We start from the raw sequence: 18,060 nt of genomic DNA, 5'->3' as shown, positions 1-18,060 counted from the left end.
TGGGGAATCTGGCTTGATGGTTGCTCATGATGGCTAGAAATTATGAATTGAGAGTTGAATGAAGGGGATCACCGTCCGAAATGGCCAGAAAAGGTCATTTCGCAAAGGACCCCTATTCTTTTTCAGATTTATCGAAACGTTTCGATTTTATACTAATTGAAGGAGTGAATAGTATGACAACGATGATTAATGAACCAATCCGGCTGACTGCCGGGGATTTATCCTTTACCTTTTTGAACAGTGGGGACCTGTACCAGGCCAAGTCCGGTACGACCATGTTGAATCAATTACTAAGCAACCAGATCGATGGATCTTTGAATAACCTGTATCTGCGTGTACACGAGGGAGATAAAATCAGCTCGTTCCCACTGCTGGGTGTGCGTTCGAACAGCAAAGTGATCACAAGCAAAGCGAATTCCGGCAATCAACTGATCTGGGAAGGTACCGTACAGCTTGAAGGCAAAGAACAAGGCATTGGCTATCAGGTTGTGTTTACAGCCACAACGCAAGGTGTCTGGTTCTGGGATGTGAAGCTCACAGGACAACAACATAACGTTGACGTAGTATATGGACAAGATGTAGGTCTTGCTGATCCAGGTGCAGTACGCAGCAATGAAGCGTATCTGTCGCAGTATATTGACCATACGGTATTCGAAGATGAATTGAAGGGATATGTGGTATGTTCCCGTCAAAACCAGCCTCAGGGCGGTGCTTTCCCTTACATGCAACAAGGTTCTCTGACTAAGGCAGTTGGTTACTCTACAGACGGATTCCAATTCTTCGGTCTGTCCTACAAGGAAACGAACCAGCCTGAGAGCCTGAGCCATAATACACTGGCAAATGAGACGTACCAGTATGAATTTGCCTACACAGCTTTGCAATCGGAGCGCGTAAGCTTGGACGGGGAAGCCCAAGTAGTCTTCTACGGACTGGCCAAAGCAGATCATCCTGCCGGAATCTCCGCACTGGAATTCGGGGATGAAGTGACTGCAGCATGGAACGAAGTACAAGCATTGACTGCTCAGCAAGGCGAGATGTTGGAACAGGTGAAACTGTCATCCTTCTTGGGTGAACCGCTTGCTGCGCTTGATTTGACACAAGATGAGATTAATGATCTGTTCCCTGACCGTCATCAGGAAGAGCGTAGCGGTGATTCACTGTTATCCTTCTTCACGGGAAGCTATGAACATATCGTCCTGAAAGCGAAAGAATTGCTTGTAGAGCGTCCGCACGGCCATATTCTGATGAGTGGTGGCAATGTACAGCTTGGTGCGCAGGTTATTACGACGACATCGTATATGTACGGTATTTTCAACTCACAACTCGTTATTGGTAACACCAATTTTAATAAAATGATCAGTAATGCCCGCAACGCACTGAACGTGCCGAAGACGGCTGGACAACGCATTTATGTGGAAATGGATGGACAATATCGTCTGCTGACGATGCCTTCCCTGTTCGAGATTGGCTTCAACTATGTACGTTGGATCTACAAAACCGAAGCGGATACCATTATCGTGACCAACTACACAGGTGCACACACTACTGAAGTGAGCATGAACGTTCGCTCGACAAGCGGCAAAGCATATCGCTATCTGGTAACCAACCAAATTACGATGAATGTCAATGAATACGAGTATCCGCTGCATATGACGCAAGATGGCAACACGCTGATCTTCAAGGCTGATCCGCAAGCGATTAGTGCTGGCACGTATCCTGATCTGCAATACCGCATGTCGGTGGATGGCGCGACCGTAAATGTTGGGGACGAAACGTTGCTGGCGAGTGGCATCCGCAGTGGATCTGCATCGCTGGTTACACTTAGTCTGGAAGAGAGTGCAGAGTGGACACTGAAGGTACAAGGCGTATTGGAAGGTCAAGCTAACAAAGCAGAAGGTTCTGTCGTAGCAGGCTCCAGTCTTACTTTTGAAGAGGAAGTTCAGGCGTACCGCGAATTCTTCGCAGGTGTAATGAACGGTTTCCGTTTGTCTCGTGGTGAAGGCCAAAGTGCAGAAGATCTGTTCAAAGTGAATGCACTGGCTTGGTGGTACACACACAACATGTTGGTTCACTACTCCGTGCCTCACGGATTGGAGCAGTACGGCGGCGCAGCATGGGGGACTCGGGATGTATGCCAAGGTCCGGTTGAATACTTCATGGCAACGCAAAAATATGAGCAGGTTCGCGATATCATCAAAATGGTATATACCCACCAATATGAGGATGATGGCAACTGGCCGCAATGGTTCATGTTTGATAAATACTTTGCGATTCAACAGGAAGAGAGTCATGGCGACATCATCGTATGGCCGCTGAAAGTGCTGGCGGATTACCTGACAGCGACTCGTGACTATGCGATTCTGGATGAGAAAGTGCCTTATACCGTTAAGCACAGCTTCGGGTTCACGGAAGAAACAGCGACTGTATTGGATCACGCGAAAAAAGAGATCGAATATATTCGTACACACTTCCTGCACGATACATTCCTGTCTTCCTACGGTGATGGGGACTGGGATGATACACTCCAGCCAGCCAATGCACAGCTCAAACAATATATGGTGAGCAGCTGGACCGTTGCTTTGACTTATCAGTCCGTAAATGTTCTCGCACAGGCGCTGCAACATAAAGATGCTGGATTTGCGCAAGAACTGGATGTTCTGGCTCAAGGCATCCGTGAAGACTTTAATCGTTACATGCTGGGTACAGATGTGATCCCAGGTTTCGTATACATGGAAGAAGCGGATCAGGCGAAGCTGATGCTTCACCCAACAGATACGGAGACAGGCATTCAATATCGCCTTCTGCCGATGACGCGCAGCATGATCGGTGAATTGCTGAATGCAGAACAGGCAGAATCGCATTATGCGTTGATTCGTGAACAGTTCCTGTGCCCGGATGGGGTACGTCTGATGAATCGTCCAGCTCAATATGCAGGCGGTGTGAGCACTCACTTCAAACGTGCAGAGCAAGCGTCCAACTTCGGTCGCGAGATCGGTTTGCAGTATGTACACGCTCATATCCGTTACGTTGAAGCGATGGCGAAGCTTGGTAAGACGGATCAGGTGTGGAATGGTCTTGCCATGATTAACCCGGTTGGCATCGGCGAAGTTGTCCCTAATGCGGAGATTCGTCAGGCGAACGCGTATTTCAGTAGTTCCGACGGCAAGTTCAATACGCGCTACGAGGCGCAGGAGCATTTTGACCAACTACGCAAAGGAACAGTACAGGTGAAAGGTGGATGGAGAATCTACTCCAGCGGCCCTGGAATCTACATGAACCAACTGATCTCGAACGCACTTGGCATTCGTCAGGAAGGCGGAGATCTGGTTATTGACCCTGTATTGCCGGCTGAACTGAATGGAATGCAATTCGAATTCGAATATGCAGGAGAGCCGGTAACATTTATCTACCATCTGAACGAAGGTTCGGTTAACCGTGTAACGGTAAATGGCAAGGACATCCGCACCGAGCAAACAGCAAACCGCTACCGTCAAGGTGGGGCTCGTATCTCGCTGGATGAGTTTAAACAAGCGCGTAATGCTTCGGAGCGCACGATTGTTGAAATTTATATGTAAGTTCAATACAAGATCGATGTTTCACTAGAGTGGAAGGTCATCCTCCTTAACAGGCAGGGTGACCTTTTTTTATTTGAGAAGATTTATTGGTAGGTTAGAGGCCTCTGTTACGATACGATGATCATTCTAACGCAATGGAACGGCCAGCAACGTGTGCAGAAGCGCATTATGGCGTATATGCTTTGTCACGTAGCCTGCGTCCTCCAGCGAGCCGCACAGGCCGTCCAGCAGCGGGAAATGACGTTCCCTTATCGTTTGTAACTGTTCCTCATGACCTGCTGCCTCAGCCTGTTGGATATACGTCTGACGGTGAGATGCATCAGCAAACATCAGGTCTGTCAGGCAGATCCGTCCACGTGCAGTTAACACTCGCTGCATTTCCTGTAGCGCCAACTGCTGCTGGTCTGGGCTCAAATGATGAAAGGCGAAGCTGGATACGACAAAATCGAAGGACTGGTCGGCGAAAGGCAACGCCAGAAAGTTGCCAAGCTTCACATGCATCTCTGGATATTTGGTGCGGCATGTACGCAGCATCTCCCTAGATTGATCGATGGCGGTCATCGCTGCGCCGTGCTCTAACAGTTTGCCTGCCAGATTCCCCGTGCCTGTACCGATATCAAGCCCTTTTTCGCCAGGCACAGGAGATATCCAGCTTGCTGTCTGCTCCAGCGCCTCGTCATAGTTGTCATATATATTGAACGGATCACCTTTATGATCTGGCCTGCCTTCTCGATCCGACTCAACCGTTGCCTGTATGGCTCCAGGTCCCGATTCAATGCTGACATTTGAGGCAATTTGTCCTGGCAGACGACCATTCGCCGCCTGTACGCGCTGATCGTGGATGGCTGCTTGCATATCGTAGTTCCAGCGGTCGTGCCAGTTCTGCCGAGCTTCCCTAAGGCGGCGCGAACTATCTGCAAGATCATGCAGATGGCTGACATCCAGTGGTCCGTCCTGGCGGTTGAGATCAATCATGCGCTGGGTTGTATCCAGCATGCGCTTTAGCTCAACCCATTGGGCATACATGACCGCCTGCTGCAGCTCCAGATATTCTTCCAGCCGCTGCTGATTGCCCTGGTCAATCTCTCCGAGTGCTTGGGTGATATCCTGAAGCGACATCCCGATTTCGCGCAGGGCTGCAATGGTCTGCAGCCGCCAGATGTCATTCTCGGTATATGTACGATATCCGTTGCTTGTCTGTTTGACGGGGGAGATCAGACCTTTTTCCTCATAGAAGCGAATGGCTCTCGCCGATATGCCGAGTCTGTCCGCGGCTTCTTTGATGTTCATCACGTGCACCTCCTTTATCAGTTCAGTATAAACGATGACGTTACGACAAGGTTAAGTGTTCATTTCTTTCCACCGAGTGAAATTTTAGTCAAGTCTGAGGCTATGCTACAATATAACGCAAAGGAGCATTTTGCATCGTATTCAATTGCAAAATGTTGAAATGAGTAAGGTATAAGACATTTTTTCTAACGCTGCTGTGCGCAGGGTTATCGACTATTGCACGAAAGGTTGAATTTTTATGCTTATCAGCCATACGTATACCATTCGGCCATCCGAGATCAAGGATGCTGCCCAACTGATGGAACTGGATGCATTGGTATGGGATAAGCATACCTCTCCGGCCCCGTTTCAGTGGCGATCCAGACAACAATATTTGCAGCATTGTCCGCCAGGCAGTCAGCTGATTGCCGTTCAGGGAGAGCGGGTATGTGGTTATGTAGGCTTTTATCTGCCGACAGGAATGCCTGTGAACCGCCATGTATACGAGATTAATATCGCTGTTCATCCCCATGATCGGCGCTGTGGCATTGCCACAGCTCTGATGAATGCCATGAAGCAGCATGCCTTTGAACAAGGCATCATCAAGCTTAGGTTGCGGGTGTTATCCAGCAATCCAGGGGCGATTGCTTTTTATACACAGTGCGGATTTGTGACGGAAGGCAGACTGGTGTCGGAATTTTATATTGCAGGCAAATATGTGGACGATATTCTTATGAGTTATTTCATCCATCCCAAAGGATAGAACAGAGTAGAAGGAGGAACAACCATGGACATGGGACTTCGGGGTAAAAAGGCACTGGTGCTTGCATCCAGTCGAGGACTGGGCAAAGCGGTAGCCGCTCAATTGGCGGCAGAAGGCGCTGATGTCATGCTCGCCAGCCGGAGCGAAGAGAAGCTTGCAGCGGTGAAACAGGAGCTGCTGGCGCTCGGTGGTGGCGGACGTATCGAATATTGTGCAACCGATGTGACAAGCAAGGGAGATATCGATGCCCTGATTCGCAAGACAGGCGAACAGTTTGGGCAGATTGATATTTTGGTGAACAATTCAGGTGGCCCGCCTTCAGGAACATTCGAATCATTGACCGATGAAGATTGGGAACGCGCATTTGAATTAAATGTACTTAGCTATGTCAGACTGATTCGTGGTGCGCTTCCTTACATGAAGGAGAACGGCGGACATATCGTGAACATTGCCTCTACTTCTGTCAAGCAGCCGATCCCCGGCCTGATTCTGTCCAATACGTTCCGTACGGGTGTGTTCGGATTGGCCAAAACTTTGTCACAGGAACTCGCGCCATACGGCATTCTGATCAATACGGTTGCACCGGGTAGAATTGGAACGGATCGGATACATGAACTGGACGCTGCGCGTGCAGAGCAGAGCGGAATAAGTGAGGAAGTGGTTGCCGAACAATTCCGTAAGGAAATTCCACTGGGACGTTATGGTCAACCCGAGGAGTTTGCCAAAGCAGTTGTGTTCCTCTTATCAGGAGCAAATACGTACATTACAGGTACATCCCTTGTGGTGGATGGTGGCATGGTACGTGCGCTCTAAGAAGTCGGATATAGAGATTTGAAGTTATATGGATGCATAAATGCGCAAATAAGATAAGCCCCTCCTTATTCTCCACGTGTTGTGGAGTAGGAGGGGCTTTAAGCGTTGATGTATGCCATTATGAGGAACATATTTCGTAGGAAATAGTCCTTCAACCATTTGAATTATGTAAGTCTAATTTAGCGCAAAAGTTCCCATTCATGCTGCAGCATGCCATACACCGCATGGTTAACATAGCCCTTAGGCAGTTTCTCAGCCTGGCGAATAACGCCTTCAAGGACGAATCCTAGCCGTTCAGGGATGGCCCGGCTCCGCTTGTTGTTGGTTGCTGAACGAATCTCGACACGGTTCAGATCCAGGGTGACGAGAGCGTAGTCAACCAGAACGCGGCATGCGCTGGTCATCAAGCCTTGACCTTCAAAACCTTTGCCAAGCCAGTATCCGATGCTTACCGAGCGGTTGGTCCAGTTGATTTCGTGGAAGCCAATGATGCCTGCAAGATCGCCTTTCAGCCAGACACCTGCGGTGAAACCGCCATTGTCCGCGCCCTGTTTCAATGCATTGCTGATAAAATTCGAAGTATGCTCAATCTCGGTTACGTTGTCCACCCACGGTAACCAATGCCTCAACTGATCCCGCGAGCGATCCGTGAGTTCGAACAACGGTTTGGTGTGCTCCATGGCAAGTGGACGGAGTTCGGTATATTCATCCAATGAATAGGTAAACATGAGTGCAACCTTCTTTCTTTGAAATAATGGTTTATCGGGAATTCTTCGGTAGCTTACGCTCCAATGCAAACAGGTCTTCTTCCATCGAGGCCATGCGTTGGTTCACCGTAGTACGGGCGTCACCCAGTGCCTGATTATATATGAAGGGAGCCAACTGGGTCATGAAAAGATCCAGCACACCCCAAGCTGCCAGATCGCCCAGTTCTTCGCCGCGTTCCTCTTCGAAATACGACTGGATGGTACGTATGGCTTCATCCTGTTGTTCTTTGGACAGTTTTAGCGCGTTCAATGGGAAACCCTCCCTTAAATTCTGTTTTTCTATCATGCTACATGATTCGTGCGAACCCGTCAAAATGGTTTTGGGCCTATCTTGTGTGCAGCCCGTCATGACTTTGGTGCCGTTATTTATTGAACTCGTCCCTCGTTAAAGGTATATTTAGATGAAACGCATTGTAAATGCTGAAAGTTCCAATCAATTCATGAAAGGTTTGATACCTGTGGACAATCGTACAACCCCACCTAACTTTATCAAAAATATTATTACCGAAGATCTCCGGTCAGGGAAAGTCCAGGAAGTCATTACCCGTTTTCCTCCGGAACCGAACGGTTATCTGCATATCGGCCATGCCAAAGCGATCTGGATTAACTTTGCACTGGGTGGCGAATTTGGCGGCAAAACAAATCTGCGCTTCGATGACACGAATCCGGTCAAGGAAGATGTAGAGTATGTCCAATCAATTCAAGAAGACGTGAAATGGCTCGGATATGAGTGGAGCGAGAAACGTTTTGCTTCTGATTATTTTGATGAAATGTACAGCCGCGCGGTCTTGCTGATCCAAAAAGGCAAAGCTTACATCGACGACCAAAGCGCCGACGAAATCCGTGCTATGCGTGGAACGCTCACCGAGCCGGGCAAGAACAGCCCATATCGTGATCGCACTGTAGAAGAGAATCTGGACCTGTTCACACGGATGCGTGCGGGCGAGTTCCAGAACGGTGAGAAAGTGCTGCGTGCCAAGATTGATATGGCTTCACCGAATATCAACCTGCGTGATCCGGTCATTTACCGTATTGCTCATGCACATCATCATAATACGGGTGACAAATGGTGCATCTATCCGATGTACGCATTCGCACATCCACTTGAAGATGCCATTGAAGGAGTAACCCACTCCCTCTGCTCCCTGGAGTTTGAGGATCAACGTCCATTCTATGATTGGGTTATTGCCGAATGTGAGATGGAGAACCAACCACATCAATATGAGTTTGGCCGCCTGAACCTGTCGCAAATGGTGACAAGTAAACGGAAGCTGAAACTGCTCGTGGATGAAGGCCATGTGGATGGATGGGATGATCCGCGTATGCCAACGATTTCGGGTCTGCGCCGCCGGGGATATACACCGGAAGCGATTCGTGATTTCGTATTCGAAACAGGTATTTCCAAAAGCCAAGGCGTCATCGACCTGCAAACGCTGGAGCACTTTGTACGTGAAGATCTGAAATTGAAAGCTCCGCGCACGATGGCTGTCCTGCACCCGCTCAAAGTGGTCATTACCAACTACCCTGAAGGGCAAGTGGAATGGCTCGAAGCAGAGAACAATGTGGAGAACCCGGAGATGGGCAATCGCCAAATTCCGTTCTCCCGTGAGATCTATATTGAACAAGACGATTTCATGGAAAATCCACCGAACAAATATTTCCGTTTGTTCCCTGGTAACGAAGTTCGTCTGAAACATGCGTATTTCATCAAATGTAACGATGTGATTAAAGATGCAGAAGGCAATGTAACTGAAATCCATTGTACCTATGATGTAGAAACGAAGAGCGGCAGTGGTTTCACTGGCCGTAAAGTTAAAGGTACAATCCACTGGGTAGAAGCGACTCAAGCGGTACCTGCTGAATTCCGTCTGTATGAACCTCTGATCTCCGCAGAAGCACCGGAAGCCGATACCGAGACAGAAGTGGCTGTGGCAGGCGCTGAGGTTGTGGAAGAGCAGCCGGAGAAAACGTTCCTGGATCAATTGAATCCAAACTCTCTTGAAGTCGTTCAAGGGTTTGTGGAGCAAGAGATGAAGGAAGCGAAAGCACAGGATAAATTCCAGTTCTTCCGTCACGGTTACTTCAGCGTTGATCCGAAGCATTCCGAGCCAGGCCGTCCGGTATTTAACCGGGTCGTATCCCTGAAGAGCTCGTTCCAACTGCCAAAAGCATAAGGTGAAGTACAAAGTTAGAACAATAGATAAAGTTAGAGGTTTAGGGTGAGAAAACAAGTTAGGGTTACACGCCTAAGCTGTAAACTTAAATGTATAAACTTAAATCTATACACGTAAAAGGCGTCTCCAGGGCAATAAGCCATTGGAGACGCCTTTCTCTTTTTATTACTACTATTCTTAATCTTTTGTTTGATTATTTGAACTTTGTTATTTACACCATAACGGAGAGGACAGAATAAAGCTGGAGAAGCGTAGCGTTCGCCTTTATCCCTGGATTTTACCCTTTAATAAAGGGAATCCAAAAAAATCCGGGGATAACAGCGATCGAAAGATTGTTCTGTCCTCGTAGTGCTCCAGTGTAAATCTTGAAAGGTTCAACCTTTGCCAACAAAAGATTACCTTTCACCCATTTCCGTCAGCACTGTTGGCTGATAGCCATTGCGGCGATTTGAGAACCACATGATTGCAAAGCCAACAGCACCGATCAGGGAGAAGAATACCCCGATGTTATACATGACCTCAGCACCAAAGCTCTGGAACAGCCAGCCACCGAACAGACCGGCAATGACACCAGAGAGGCCGCCCCAGGCCATCGTATACACGGCCTGACCAGAGGAACGGTACGGCCTTGGAATGAACAGCATCGTCAGTTGGGTCCCTACATAGAAATACCCGCCGAACGTAATGGAGTGCATGAGCTGAATGAACACAATCTCTAACGGGTTGTTCGCTAAGGCCATGAGCTGCCAGCGGATGGCGAACAGCAGACTGATCAGGATGAGCGATGAGAGAAGCATGCCCATTTTACGTTTGAGAAAACGGTCCAGGAGCAAGAATACACCCACTTCAAGGATGGATGATGTGAAGATGGCCCAGCCAACCATCTGTTTATCGCCACCCATTTCCACGATGTATAATGACATAAATGTACTGTTCATGGCGTTGGGTACGGAAACGAGCACCCCAAGCCCGATAAAGATCATAAAGTACGGATTGAACATCACCTTGCCAAAACGTCGAAAGCTCACTACAGGTGTATCTGAAGCGATCGGCTGTCTGGGTAGAAACAACGCAAAGACAAAAGCAATGACAATCATGAAGGCAAAGACAATCGATACACTGCCTGCTCCCAGACGGTCAATCAGGGGTCCGGCAGCCGCAGCAGTTAGGGCCCAGCCCAGCGATCCCCAGAGCCGAAACGTACCGAATTTCTGATTCGTACCATCGATATAACCGAGAATTAGGCTGTTGGTTTGGGCAAACAACGGACTTTGGAAAAAATAAAAAAAGATCATGGCTGCATAAATCCAGGCATACGTAGGCGCATAGAATACGGCCTGAGCAAGCACAAAGGTGCCACCCATCATCATCATCAGAATAATACGAATATTGCGTGATTTATCGCTCCAGAAGCCCCAGAACGGATTAGCGAACAAGGATACAAACGGACCAATCGCCATGAGACTGCCAATCTCCAATTTGGTCATTCCGATTTCCTGCAAATACAACTGAAGAAAACCGGCGAAGATTGAAATGGCTCCATAAATGAAAAAGTTATATAGTTTCAGCGAAACCAAAGAGGGATTGCCTCTTCCGGGTGCATATCTATCCAATAGAGCCATTCCTTTCAGAATCATATTCTTCAATGTATCATTTGTTGAAAGGGTATTCAATGTATAGAATACGTTTATTGAACGAGGAGGGTTACCGTGAGCAAGATGGAATGGACAGGTATTATACTGGCAGGAGGTTTATCCCGCCGTATGGGCTTCAACAAAGCATTATTGGAATGGAATGATTCCAGCGTGCTGGAGCAGATCATTCAAGCGATGGCACCAGCAGTACATCGCATTATCCTTTCCACAGGAAACAACACGGCTGCATACACCGCATTGCCCTACGACAGGGTTCAGGATGATTACCCCGGAAAAGGGCCGCTCGCAGGGCTGCAAGCCGCGCTGCAAGCCTCAGAGACAGACTGGAACCTCATCTGCGCCTGTGATATGCCGCTGCTAGAGCCATCCTTTTTCAAAGGCATGAAGTGGCTCGCCGAATCAGGTCAAGAGCATCATGCGATCGTTCCACGATTGGCAGGGCGTGTTCATCCGCTTGCAGGTGCATATCATAGACGTGTTCTCCCTGAACTGGAGCAGCGCTTAATAGATAACAGACTGAAGGTAACCCAATGGCTTGAAGAGATCGGCTGCCAATATGTCGATGTGGATGAGCTGGAAAGCGCTGGCGTTCATGATGTGGCTATTCAACTTAGTAATATGAATACTCCGGAAGAGTATAAGCATATTCGTAACCGATCATACGGCCCTTGACCTATCACTTCATTCATCATCTCATACTTTTTAGTCCGATTCGGTCTCCCAACTCAGGTCCTCTGGACCCGATTCATTGGAGAGGTCCTGAACGGAGTTGCGATATTGAAGTGGACTCTGGCCAGTCCATCGTTTGAATTGCCGACTGAAGTGTGACAGATGGGTGTAGCCCAGCTTCCATGCAATTTCCCCCAAAGAGAGCTTTGGCTGTTCGATCAGCACTTTGGCTTCCTGCAGTTTCAGGCTGGACAGGTAGGACCGTGGAGATTGTCCGTACACCTTGCGGAAGATCTGCAGCCCATATCCCGGACTGATGCCAAATGAGGATATGATCTGCTCCACTTTGACGGTGGATACATTGCCCTCTTTAATTCGGAGCTGCGTATGGAATGCCTGTTTGATGGCTTCTGCGATGGCCCCTGCATAATGCATGGCTGCGGGAGCTGGAGCATTAGGCGATGCATCCGATCGGGTAGGCAGTGGTTCACGATCAGCCGCCTGGGACAGCAGGGCAAACAATTCAAACATGCGTGCCTGCATGATAAATTTGTCTGTGGAAGTGTATGCCTCCGATGTTCGGATCATGTTCATCCAGTTCTCCAGGACAGGGCGCATTTGCATGTTATCTGTGGTGCCAGCCTCATAGATTCGGCTGTGATGTGACATCAGCTTCAAGGTGAATACGGGATCATCCACATTGAAATGAGCACTGAAATACGTCATGCCCTCTGATGATACACATTGGTTTGTATGTTTGAATCCGGGTGGAATCAACAGAATAGAACCTTCCTCAACCGTATAGGTATACCCGTGAATTACACTCTCCTGGGTCCCCTTTATAATCAGCATAATTTCAAAGCCCGGATGGGATTCCTCCGGCATCGCCCAACCGTATGGAACTTGTTGGCTGTGCGCTCCATAGAATTTAATGTTACAGTCGATAATAGGCAGCCAGTGAGCCAATGTATGATGTGGCATTTCTCGAAGCTGCGATCGGATATCCATGACATTCACCTCGGAAAAGGGTAAAAACAACTCGCCTTGTACAATCGGCACTCATAGTATACTTCATTATAATCAGTTTAACGCTAACATTAAAAATCGTAGAACAGGAGAGCGTTCGACAGATAGCTAAGTGTTTAATGTACTTCAATAGATAATAATGTAAACGTTATCATTTTTCAATTGAATCATTCCATTTTGTATAAATGCCAAGAGCTTCATACTACCGGATGAAAAGGGGATTTTAACATGGACAAGTTATTGTACGGGGTAGCCTACTATGACGAATATATGCCTTATGAGCGATTGGACAAGGATATTCAGATGATGAAAGATGCAGGCATTAACGTGGTGCGGATTGCGGAATCCACCTGGAGTACGCATGAACCACAGAATGGTGTATTCGACTTCTCCTCAGTAGATCGTGTACTGGATGCCATGCATGCGGCGAGCATTCAGGTTATTGTGGGTACCCCTACGTATGCTGTTCCGACGTGGATGGTCAAGGAACACCCGGATGTTCTGGCAACAACGGCACAGGGACCAGGGAAATATGGGGCGCGGCAGATCATGGATATCACACATCCGACGTACCTGTTTTATGCGGAGCGCATCATTCGCAAGCTGATCTCCCGTGTCAGCCAACACCCTGCCGTGATTGGCTATCAGACGGATAACGAAACGAAGCATTACAATACTGCCGGTGATAACGTACAATTACAATTCGTCAAATATATGCGTAACAAGTTCAGCTCATTGGATGATCTGAATAAGGAATTTGGGCTAGATTACTGGAGTAACCGCATCAATAGCTGGGAAGACTTCCCGTCAGTTGTCGGTACAATCAACGGCAGTCTTGGAGCTGAATTTGCCAAATTCCAGCGTCAACTGGTAACCAACTTTCTGGCGTGGCAGGTGGGAATTGTAAATGAGTACAAACAGGAGGGGCAGTTTGTCACCCAAAACTTTGACTTCGACTGGCGTGGATACTCGTACGGCATTCAGGGGGATGTGGATCATTTTGCCGCTTCCAAACCTTTTGACATCACCAGTGTGGACATCTACCATCCGTCACAGGATGATCTGACCGGCATTGAGATTTCATTCGGCGGTGACGTGGCACGTTCCACCAAACAATCGAACTATCTTGTACTGGAGACGGAAGCGCAGGCTTTCTGGCATTGGGTTCCCTATCCGGGGCAGCTTCGCCTTCAGGCGTTTAGCCACCTGGCCTCCGGAGCAAACATGGTCGCCTATTGGCACTGGCACTCCTTGCATAATTCGTTCGAGACGTATTGGAAAGGATTGCTGAGTCATGATTTTGAACCAAATCCGGTGTACAACGAGGCCAAAACGATCGGTCGGGATTTTGCCAGACTTAGCCCGCAACTGGTGAATTTGAAGAAAACGAATCGGGTAGCCGTGCTGTTCAGCAATGAGGCGTTGACGTCGATCAAGTGGTTCGGATTTAACTTTACGAGTGACAAAAAATACAACGACGTTATCCGCTGGATGTATGACGAATTATACAAAATGAACATGGGCTGTGATCTGATTGATCCGTCTGTGGAGAGTTATGAAGGCTATGATGTGATCGTTGTGCCTGCTTTGTACGCGGCTTCCGATGTCTTGCTTGAGAGGCTGAACCAATTTGTACAGGATGGTGGGCATGTCGTGTACTCCTTCAAGAGCGGATTCGCCAATGAGCATATTAAGGTCCGCTCTACCCGCCAGCCTGGACTGATCAGTGAGGCTTGTGGCATCAGTTACAACCTGTTCGTTGAGCCGAAAAATGTGTCGCTTCGAGATGATCCGTTCGAGGTTGGAGAGGAACAGAATCAGATTCACACCTGGATGGAACTGATCACACCAACAACGGCAGAAGTGCTGGCCTGGTACGATCATCCTCACTGGGGAGAATATGCGGCAATTACCCAGAATACCTATGGCAAGGGCAAAGCAACGTACGTTGGATGTTATACCAGTTCCGCGGTGATCCGCAACGTGTTGGAGCGTGTCATGAAGGAAGCCGGGCTGTGGGGAACCGATCAGGAATTGGCTTTTCCAATCATCGTGAAGAGCGGAGTGAATGATCAAGGGAGGACGATTCGGTATTTCTTTAATTACTCTGATCAGGCGACTTCGTTCGTTAATGCCTACGGAGACGGAACGGAACTTCTGGCAGGAATAGCGGTGACCGGAGGGCAGAATATGGTGCTTGAACCATGGGGGTTCTGCATTATTGAGCAATAATGGGAAATCATAAATGAATTGACAAGTCTGTTTTCAATGATTATAAAAAGAATACCAAGACCAAAGCGCCCTCGGCTTCATGCTGGGGCGTTTATCTTATTTTAGCTCATAGCTCAGGAGTGGATGCCTCGTGTTTACCGAATTATATCGGAAGCTTACTGATCCGTTCAAACGCAGCATTCGCAACAAATTAATCCTCACCATGACGTTTCTGGCCATTCTGCCCGTCATTGCCATGACGGTTGTAGCAGCCGAAAATACCCGTTCTTCCATGGAAGAAGAGATCATGGAGACCAACCGTGCGAATATGAATTGGGCCTCCATCTATTTGGGTGAGCAATTCGCTAGGATGAACAATCTCATTTATTCCATTCAGATCAGCGATGAGCTGCATCAGTATTTGGCATTGAATCAGGATGCTCCCGCTGCCAGTCGATTCGATGAGCAGAAGGCTGTGTTCAATATGCTGAACAGTGTATATTATTCGGCTGGTAACTATGTATTTGGCGTGGAATTATACCTGAAGGAACTGGATACGCTGTTCACCTTCAACTCAATGGAAAGCCGAATTCGATCGGTCCCGGACATTCCTGCGGCATACCATGAACTTTTTAAGCAGCATAAGGACTTTACGATAATTAATGATCCGAATGATCCGGAGAAGTTCCATATGACCCGCAGTATGAACCGTTTTGAGGATCAGGCGCAGATCGGCGCGATCAGTCTGGAAGTCAAGTGGGCCGAATTCAATCAGACGCTGGAATTGCTGGACAGCCGGGGGGATTATGCGGTGTATATCGCGGATAGTACGGGAAGTCCGGTCTATCAGCCAAACAAGGAGATACAGCCTTCAGCAGAGGCACTGGAAAAGCTTGCAGCTACAAAGGATGGTTCCGGTTTCATTCGAACAGCTAAGGAATATGTATTCTATCATGCCATTGATCCGTCAGGGATGCGTCTGATCAAAATTGTACCTTCCCATATCATCAATGAGAGTGCAATGGAAACGATGAAATATGGTCTTGTTGTGGGTGGGCTGGCTACCGTAGTTTCGGTATTGTTGGCAGCATTTGTGGCTTGGCGAACATCCAAGCCGATTGTCAGACTGGCGAATTCCATGAAGGGAATCCAGTTGATCAAGGACAAGGAAGTGGTGCGCAGTGGTCGAGTGGATGAGATTGGCCTGTTGGAGAAAAATCTGCATGGTATGGCAAGCCGCATTCGAGAGCATATCCGGGATAACTATCTCATGAATCTGGAGAAACAGACGGCCGAGCTCAAAGCGCTTCAGTCTCAGATTCACCCCCATTTTCTGCAAAATACGCTGCAGATGATCGGAGGTATGGTGTACTCGCAGAAGCCGGCAGACAGTTATAAAGTTATTCGTGCATTAAGTGAGATGTTTCGTTATATTGTCAGAGCGCCGGATGGACTCGTGCCATTGCAGTCCGAATTGGACCAGTTGGAGCATTATATGCTCATTCAGAAGCAGCGTTTTGGCAGCAGACTTGAATATAAACTGGAGGTTGAAGGCGGGCTGAGTGACTGCTACATTCCCAAGCTGTCCCTGCAACCGATTGTGGAGAATGCATTTGTCCATGGTTTGGAGAAAAAGCAGGGAGAATGGAAATTGAACATTCAAGTTGTCCAACTAGATCGTGAGGTAACCATCCGTATTTCCGATAATGGGGTGGGTATGGATCAAGAGAGGTTGGCCGAGATGGAATCGAGATTGTCCAAGCTGTCCCAGCAAGGAGACAGAGTATGGAGCTCGGGGACAAGCATCGGCCTGGTCAATGCCGCATCACGCATCGTGATGCACTTTGGGCCTGCATACGGTATGAACATGGAGAGTGGGGAAGGGCAGGGAACCAGTGTCACTGTTCGAATTCCTTGCCATACAGGAGGCGAGATCACGTGAACAAGGATCATTATAGAGTGCTATTAGTGGACGACGAGCCATGGAACAGAGATATTTTGCGCAATTTGGGCACGTGGGATGAGCTTGGCATGGTGGTAGCAGGTGAGGCAGAGGATGGCGGAGAGGCGATCCGGTTGGTCGAGCAGCATCAGCCCCATATTATCATTACAGACATGCGTATGCCGGGTAAAGACGGGGTAGAACTGCTCCAGACGCTAAGTGCACAATATCCGCATATCAAAGTGATTGTGGTTAGTGGATATGATGATTTCAATTATGCGAAACATGCGATTCGTCACCGTGCCGCCGATTATCTGCTCAAGCCGGTAAATCCCGATGAATTGAATAACGTTCTGGCCAAGTGTAAACGTGAATTGGAAAAGACCGAGTCCGGGCCGGAGTCCTGGGAACCTTATCCATCGGTTTTTTCTGGCGAATTCTCGTTGTTTCAGCAGCAGGCGCGCTTACGTTTTAACGATTTGAACGTTCAGGGATTGCATGAGCTGTTCGGGCAGTTGGAGCACAGACTTGATACCAGTGATATCCGAAGACCGCAGCAGCTGGGGCGGATCGCATACGAACTGCAGACGCTATTGGGCGAGCTGTGTGTTTCCAACGGCTTATGCGAGCAACCTGTAGCAGCTGTACTCCCGCCGCCAACTGCTCTGGCGTCCATCACATCGGCAGTGAACTGGATATCAGCACCTTATTATACTTCGTTGGAGCAGCTGATTGCGCAGCGCAAATTCAAGAACAAGCTGAACCTGGATGAGGTGAAGCAATACATCGAGCAGCATTGCATGGAGATGATTACGCTGGAGCAGCTTGCCCAGATCTTTTTTGTCAGCAAAGAATATCTCAGCAAGGTGTTCAAAAAAGAATACGGCGTGAATGTGACCGACTATATTGTCCAATTACGCATGGCAAGAGCCAAAGAATGGGTGCTCGATGATCAGATTCCATTCAAACATATTGCCGAGATGACGGGTTATGAGGATGTATCGTACTTTTACCGGGTGTTCAAGAAACACTTCGGGGTTTCGCCTGGAGAGATGAGAAAGGGACAACCTCGAATATCAGGTAACAGCCCTAAATAATTCATTCACAGAGAGTTTACTATTGGATTAAGGTTTAAAATAATCCAATAAACGAGTCTAATAATGTCCAATGAAGCGCTTTCATTTCGTGATATATAA

Annotated in this window: 13 protein-coding genes; 8 read left to right on the top strand and 5 right to left on the bottom strand. The window is 48.2% G+C overall.

What is annotated here, in order from left to right; translation table 11 throughout:
• Positions 1–173 precede the first annotated feature (173 nt).
• Positions 174–3,575 carry a GH36-type glycosyl hydrolase domain-containing protein gene (locus RS891_RS29170; protein WP_315793854.1) on the top strand — a complete coding sequence of 1,134 codons (3,402 nt, stop codon included), beginning with the start codon at positions 174–176 and terminating at the stop codon, positions 3,573–3,575.
• A gap of 126 nt (positions 3,576–3,701) precedes the next feature.
• Here RS891_RS29170 and RS891_RS29165 read toward each other — a convergent pair whose 3' ends face one another.
• On the bottom strand, positions 3,702–4,865 hold the full coding sequence (locus RS891_RS29165) for a methyltransferase domain-containing protein (RefSeq protein ID WP_315793853.1): 1,164 nt from the start codon (positions 4,863–4,865) through the stop codon (positions 3,702–3,704).
• A 238-nt stretch (positions 4,866–5,103) separates the two neighbouring features.
• Here RS891_RS29165 and RS891_RS29160 point away from each other — a divergent pair, with 238 nt between their 5' ends.
• Both RS891_RS29160 and RS891_RS29155 read left to right on the top strand, forming a co-directional pair.
• Positions 5,104–5,607, top strand: coding sequence for a GNAT family N-acetyltransferase (locus RS891_RS29160; RefSeq protein WP_315793852.1), 504 nt, complete (start codon positions 5,104–5,106; stop codon positions 5,605–5,607).
• Positions 5,608–5,631: 24 nt separating this feature from the next.
• Positions 5,632–6,420, top strand: coding sequence for an SDR family oxidoreductase (locus tag RS891_RS29155; protein WP_315793851.1), 789 nt, complete (start codon positions 5,632–5,634; stop codon positions 6,418–6,420).
• 179 nt (positions 6,421–6,599) lie between these two features.
• Here the strand turns inward: RS891_RS29155 and RS891_RS29150 are convergent, their stop codons facing one another.
• Together RS891_RS29150 and RS891_RS29145 are read right to left on the bottom strand one after the other, a co-directional pair.
• The gene (locus tag RS891_RS29150) at positions 6,600–7,148 is read right to left on the bottom strand and encodes a GNAT family N-acetyltransferase (protein WP_076287542.1); all 549 of its coding nucleotides are present in this window, start codon (positions 7,146–7,148) and stop codon (positions 6,600–6,602) included.
• 31 nt (positions 7,149–7,179) lie between these two features.
• Positions 7,180–7,437 (bottom strand): DUF2164 domain-containing protein, encoded by a 258-nt coding sequence (locus RS891_RS29145; protein WP_090808970.1) that lies wholly within the window; start codon positions 7,435–7,437, stop codon positions 7,180–7,182.
• A 190-nt stretch (positions 7,438–7,627) separates the two neighbouring features.
• Here RS891_RS29145 and RS891_RS29140 point away from each other — a divergent pair, with 190 nt between their 5' ends.
• Positions 7,628–9,361 (top strand): glutamine--tRNA ligase/YqeY domain fusion protein, encoded by a 1,734-nt coding sequence (locus tag RS891_RS29140; RefSeq protein WP_315796479.1) that lies wholly within the window; start codon positions 7,628–7,630, stop codon positions 9,359–9,361.
• Between the two features lie 395 nt (positions 9,362–9,756).
• Here the strand turns inward: RS891_RS29140 and RS891_RS29135 are convergent, their stop codons facing one another.
• A complete protein-coding gene (locus RS891_RS29135) occupies positions 9,757–10,983 on the bottom strand; it encodes an MFS transporter (RefSeq protein WP_175381434.1) in 1,227 nt (408 codons plus the stop codon).
• 96 nt (positions 10,984–11,079) lie between these two features.
• Here RS891_RS29135 and mobA point away from each other — a divergent pair, with 96 nt between their 5' ends.
• The gene (mobA, locus tag RS891_RS29130) at positions 11,080–11,688 is read left to right on the top strand and encodes a molybdenum cofactor guanylyltransferase (RefSeq protein ID WP_315796478.1); all 609 of its coding nucleotides are present in this window, start codon (positions 11,080–11,082) and stop codon (positions 11,686–11,688) included.
• Between the two features lie 30 nt (positions 11,689–11,718).
• Here mobA and RS891_RS29125 read toward each other — a convergent pair whose 3' ends face one another.
• Positions 11,719–12,693, bottom strand: coding sequence for a helix-turn-helix domain-containing protein (locus RS891_RS29125; protein WP_315793850.1), 975 nt, complete (start codon positions 12,691–12,693; stop codon positions 11,719–11,721).
• Positions 12,694–12,939: 246 nt separating this feature from the next.
• Here RS891_RS29125 and RS891_RS29120 point away from each other — a divergent pair, with 246 nt between their 5' ends.
• The 3 genes from RS891_RS29120 (at position 12,940) to RS891_RS29110 (ending at position 17,961) form a co-directional block, all read left to right on the top strand.
• Positions 12,940–14,943: a beta-galactosidase gene (locus RS891_RS29120; RefSeq protein WP_315793849.1), complete on the top strand. Its 2,004-nt coding sequence runs from the start codon at positions 12,940–12,942 to the stop codon at positions 14,941–14,943.
• 130 nt (positions 14,944–15,073) lie between these two features.
• Complete coding sequence (locus RS891_RS29115; RefSeq protein ID WP_315793848.1) at positions 15,074–16,864, top strand: sensor histidine kinase; 1,791 nt, start codon at positions 15,074–15,076, stop codon at positions 16,862–16,864.
• Positions 16,861–17,961 carry a response regulator gene (locus RS891_RS29110; protein ID WP_113052944.1) on the top strand — a complete coding sequence of 367 codons (1,101 nt, stop codon included), beginning with the start codon at positions 16,861–16,863 and terminating at the stop codon, positions 17,959–17,961. The genes RS891_RS29115 and RS891_RS29110 overlap by 4 nt, the downstream gene beginning before the upstream one ends.
• The last annotated feature ends 99 nt before the right edge of the window (positions 17,962–18,060 follow it).

Origin of the sequence: Paenibacillus sp. BIC5C1 (assembly GCF_032399705.1) — a bacterium.
GTDB lineage: Bacteria > Bacillota > Bacilli > Paenibacillales > Paenibacillaceae > Paenibacillus > Paenibacillus taichungensis_A.
This window is presented reverse-complemented; position numbering and strand designations above follow the sequence as displayed.

What these genes read in the sequence shown, in the direction of transcription:
- mobA (WP_315796478.1), top strand. Translation starts at nt 11,080, where the DNA reads ATGGAATGGACAGGTATTATACTGGCAGGAGGTTTATCCCGCCGTATG.
- RS891_RS29135 (WP_175381434.1), bottom strand. Translation starts at nt 10,983, where the DNA reads ATGGCTCTATTGGATAGATATGCACCCGGAAGAGGCAATCCCTCTTTG.
- RS891_RS29120 (WP_315793849.1), top strand. Translation starts at nt 12,940, where the DNA reads ATGGACAAGTTATTGTACGGGGTAGCCTACTATGACGAATATATGCCT.
- RS891_RS29170 (WP_315793854.1), top strand. Translation starts at nt 174, where the DNA reads ATGACAACGATGATTAATGAACCAATCCGGCTGACTGCCGGGGATTTA.
- RS891_RS29140 (WP_315796479.1), top strand. Translation starts at nt 7,628, where the DNA reads ATGAAAGGTTTGATACCTGTGGACAATCGTACAACCCCACCTAACTTT.
- RS891_RS29150 (WP_076287542.1), bottom strand. Translation starts at nt 7,148, where the DNA reads ATGTTTACCTATTCATTGGATGAATATACCGAACTCCGTCCACTTGCC.
- RS891_RS29165 (WP_315793853.1), bottom strand. Translation starts at nt 4,865, where the DNA reads ATGAACATCAAAGAAGCCGCGGACAGACTCGGCATATCGGCGAGAGCC.
- RS891_RS29160 (WP_315793852.1), top strand. Translation starts at nt 5,104, where the DNA reads ATGCTTATCAGCCATACGTATACCATTCGGCCATCCGAGATCAAGGAT.
- RS891_RS29155 (WP_315793851.1), top strand. Translation starts at nt 5,632, where the DNA reads ATGGACATGGGACTTCGGGGTAAAAAGGCACTGGTGCTTGCATCCAGT.
- RS891_RS29125 (WP_315793850.1), bottom strand. Translation starts at nt 12,693, where the DNA reads ATGGATATCCGATCGCAGCTTCGAGAAATGCCACATCATACATTGGCT.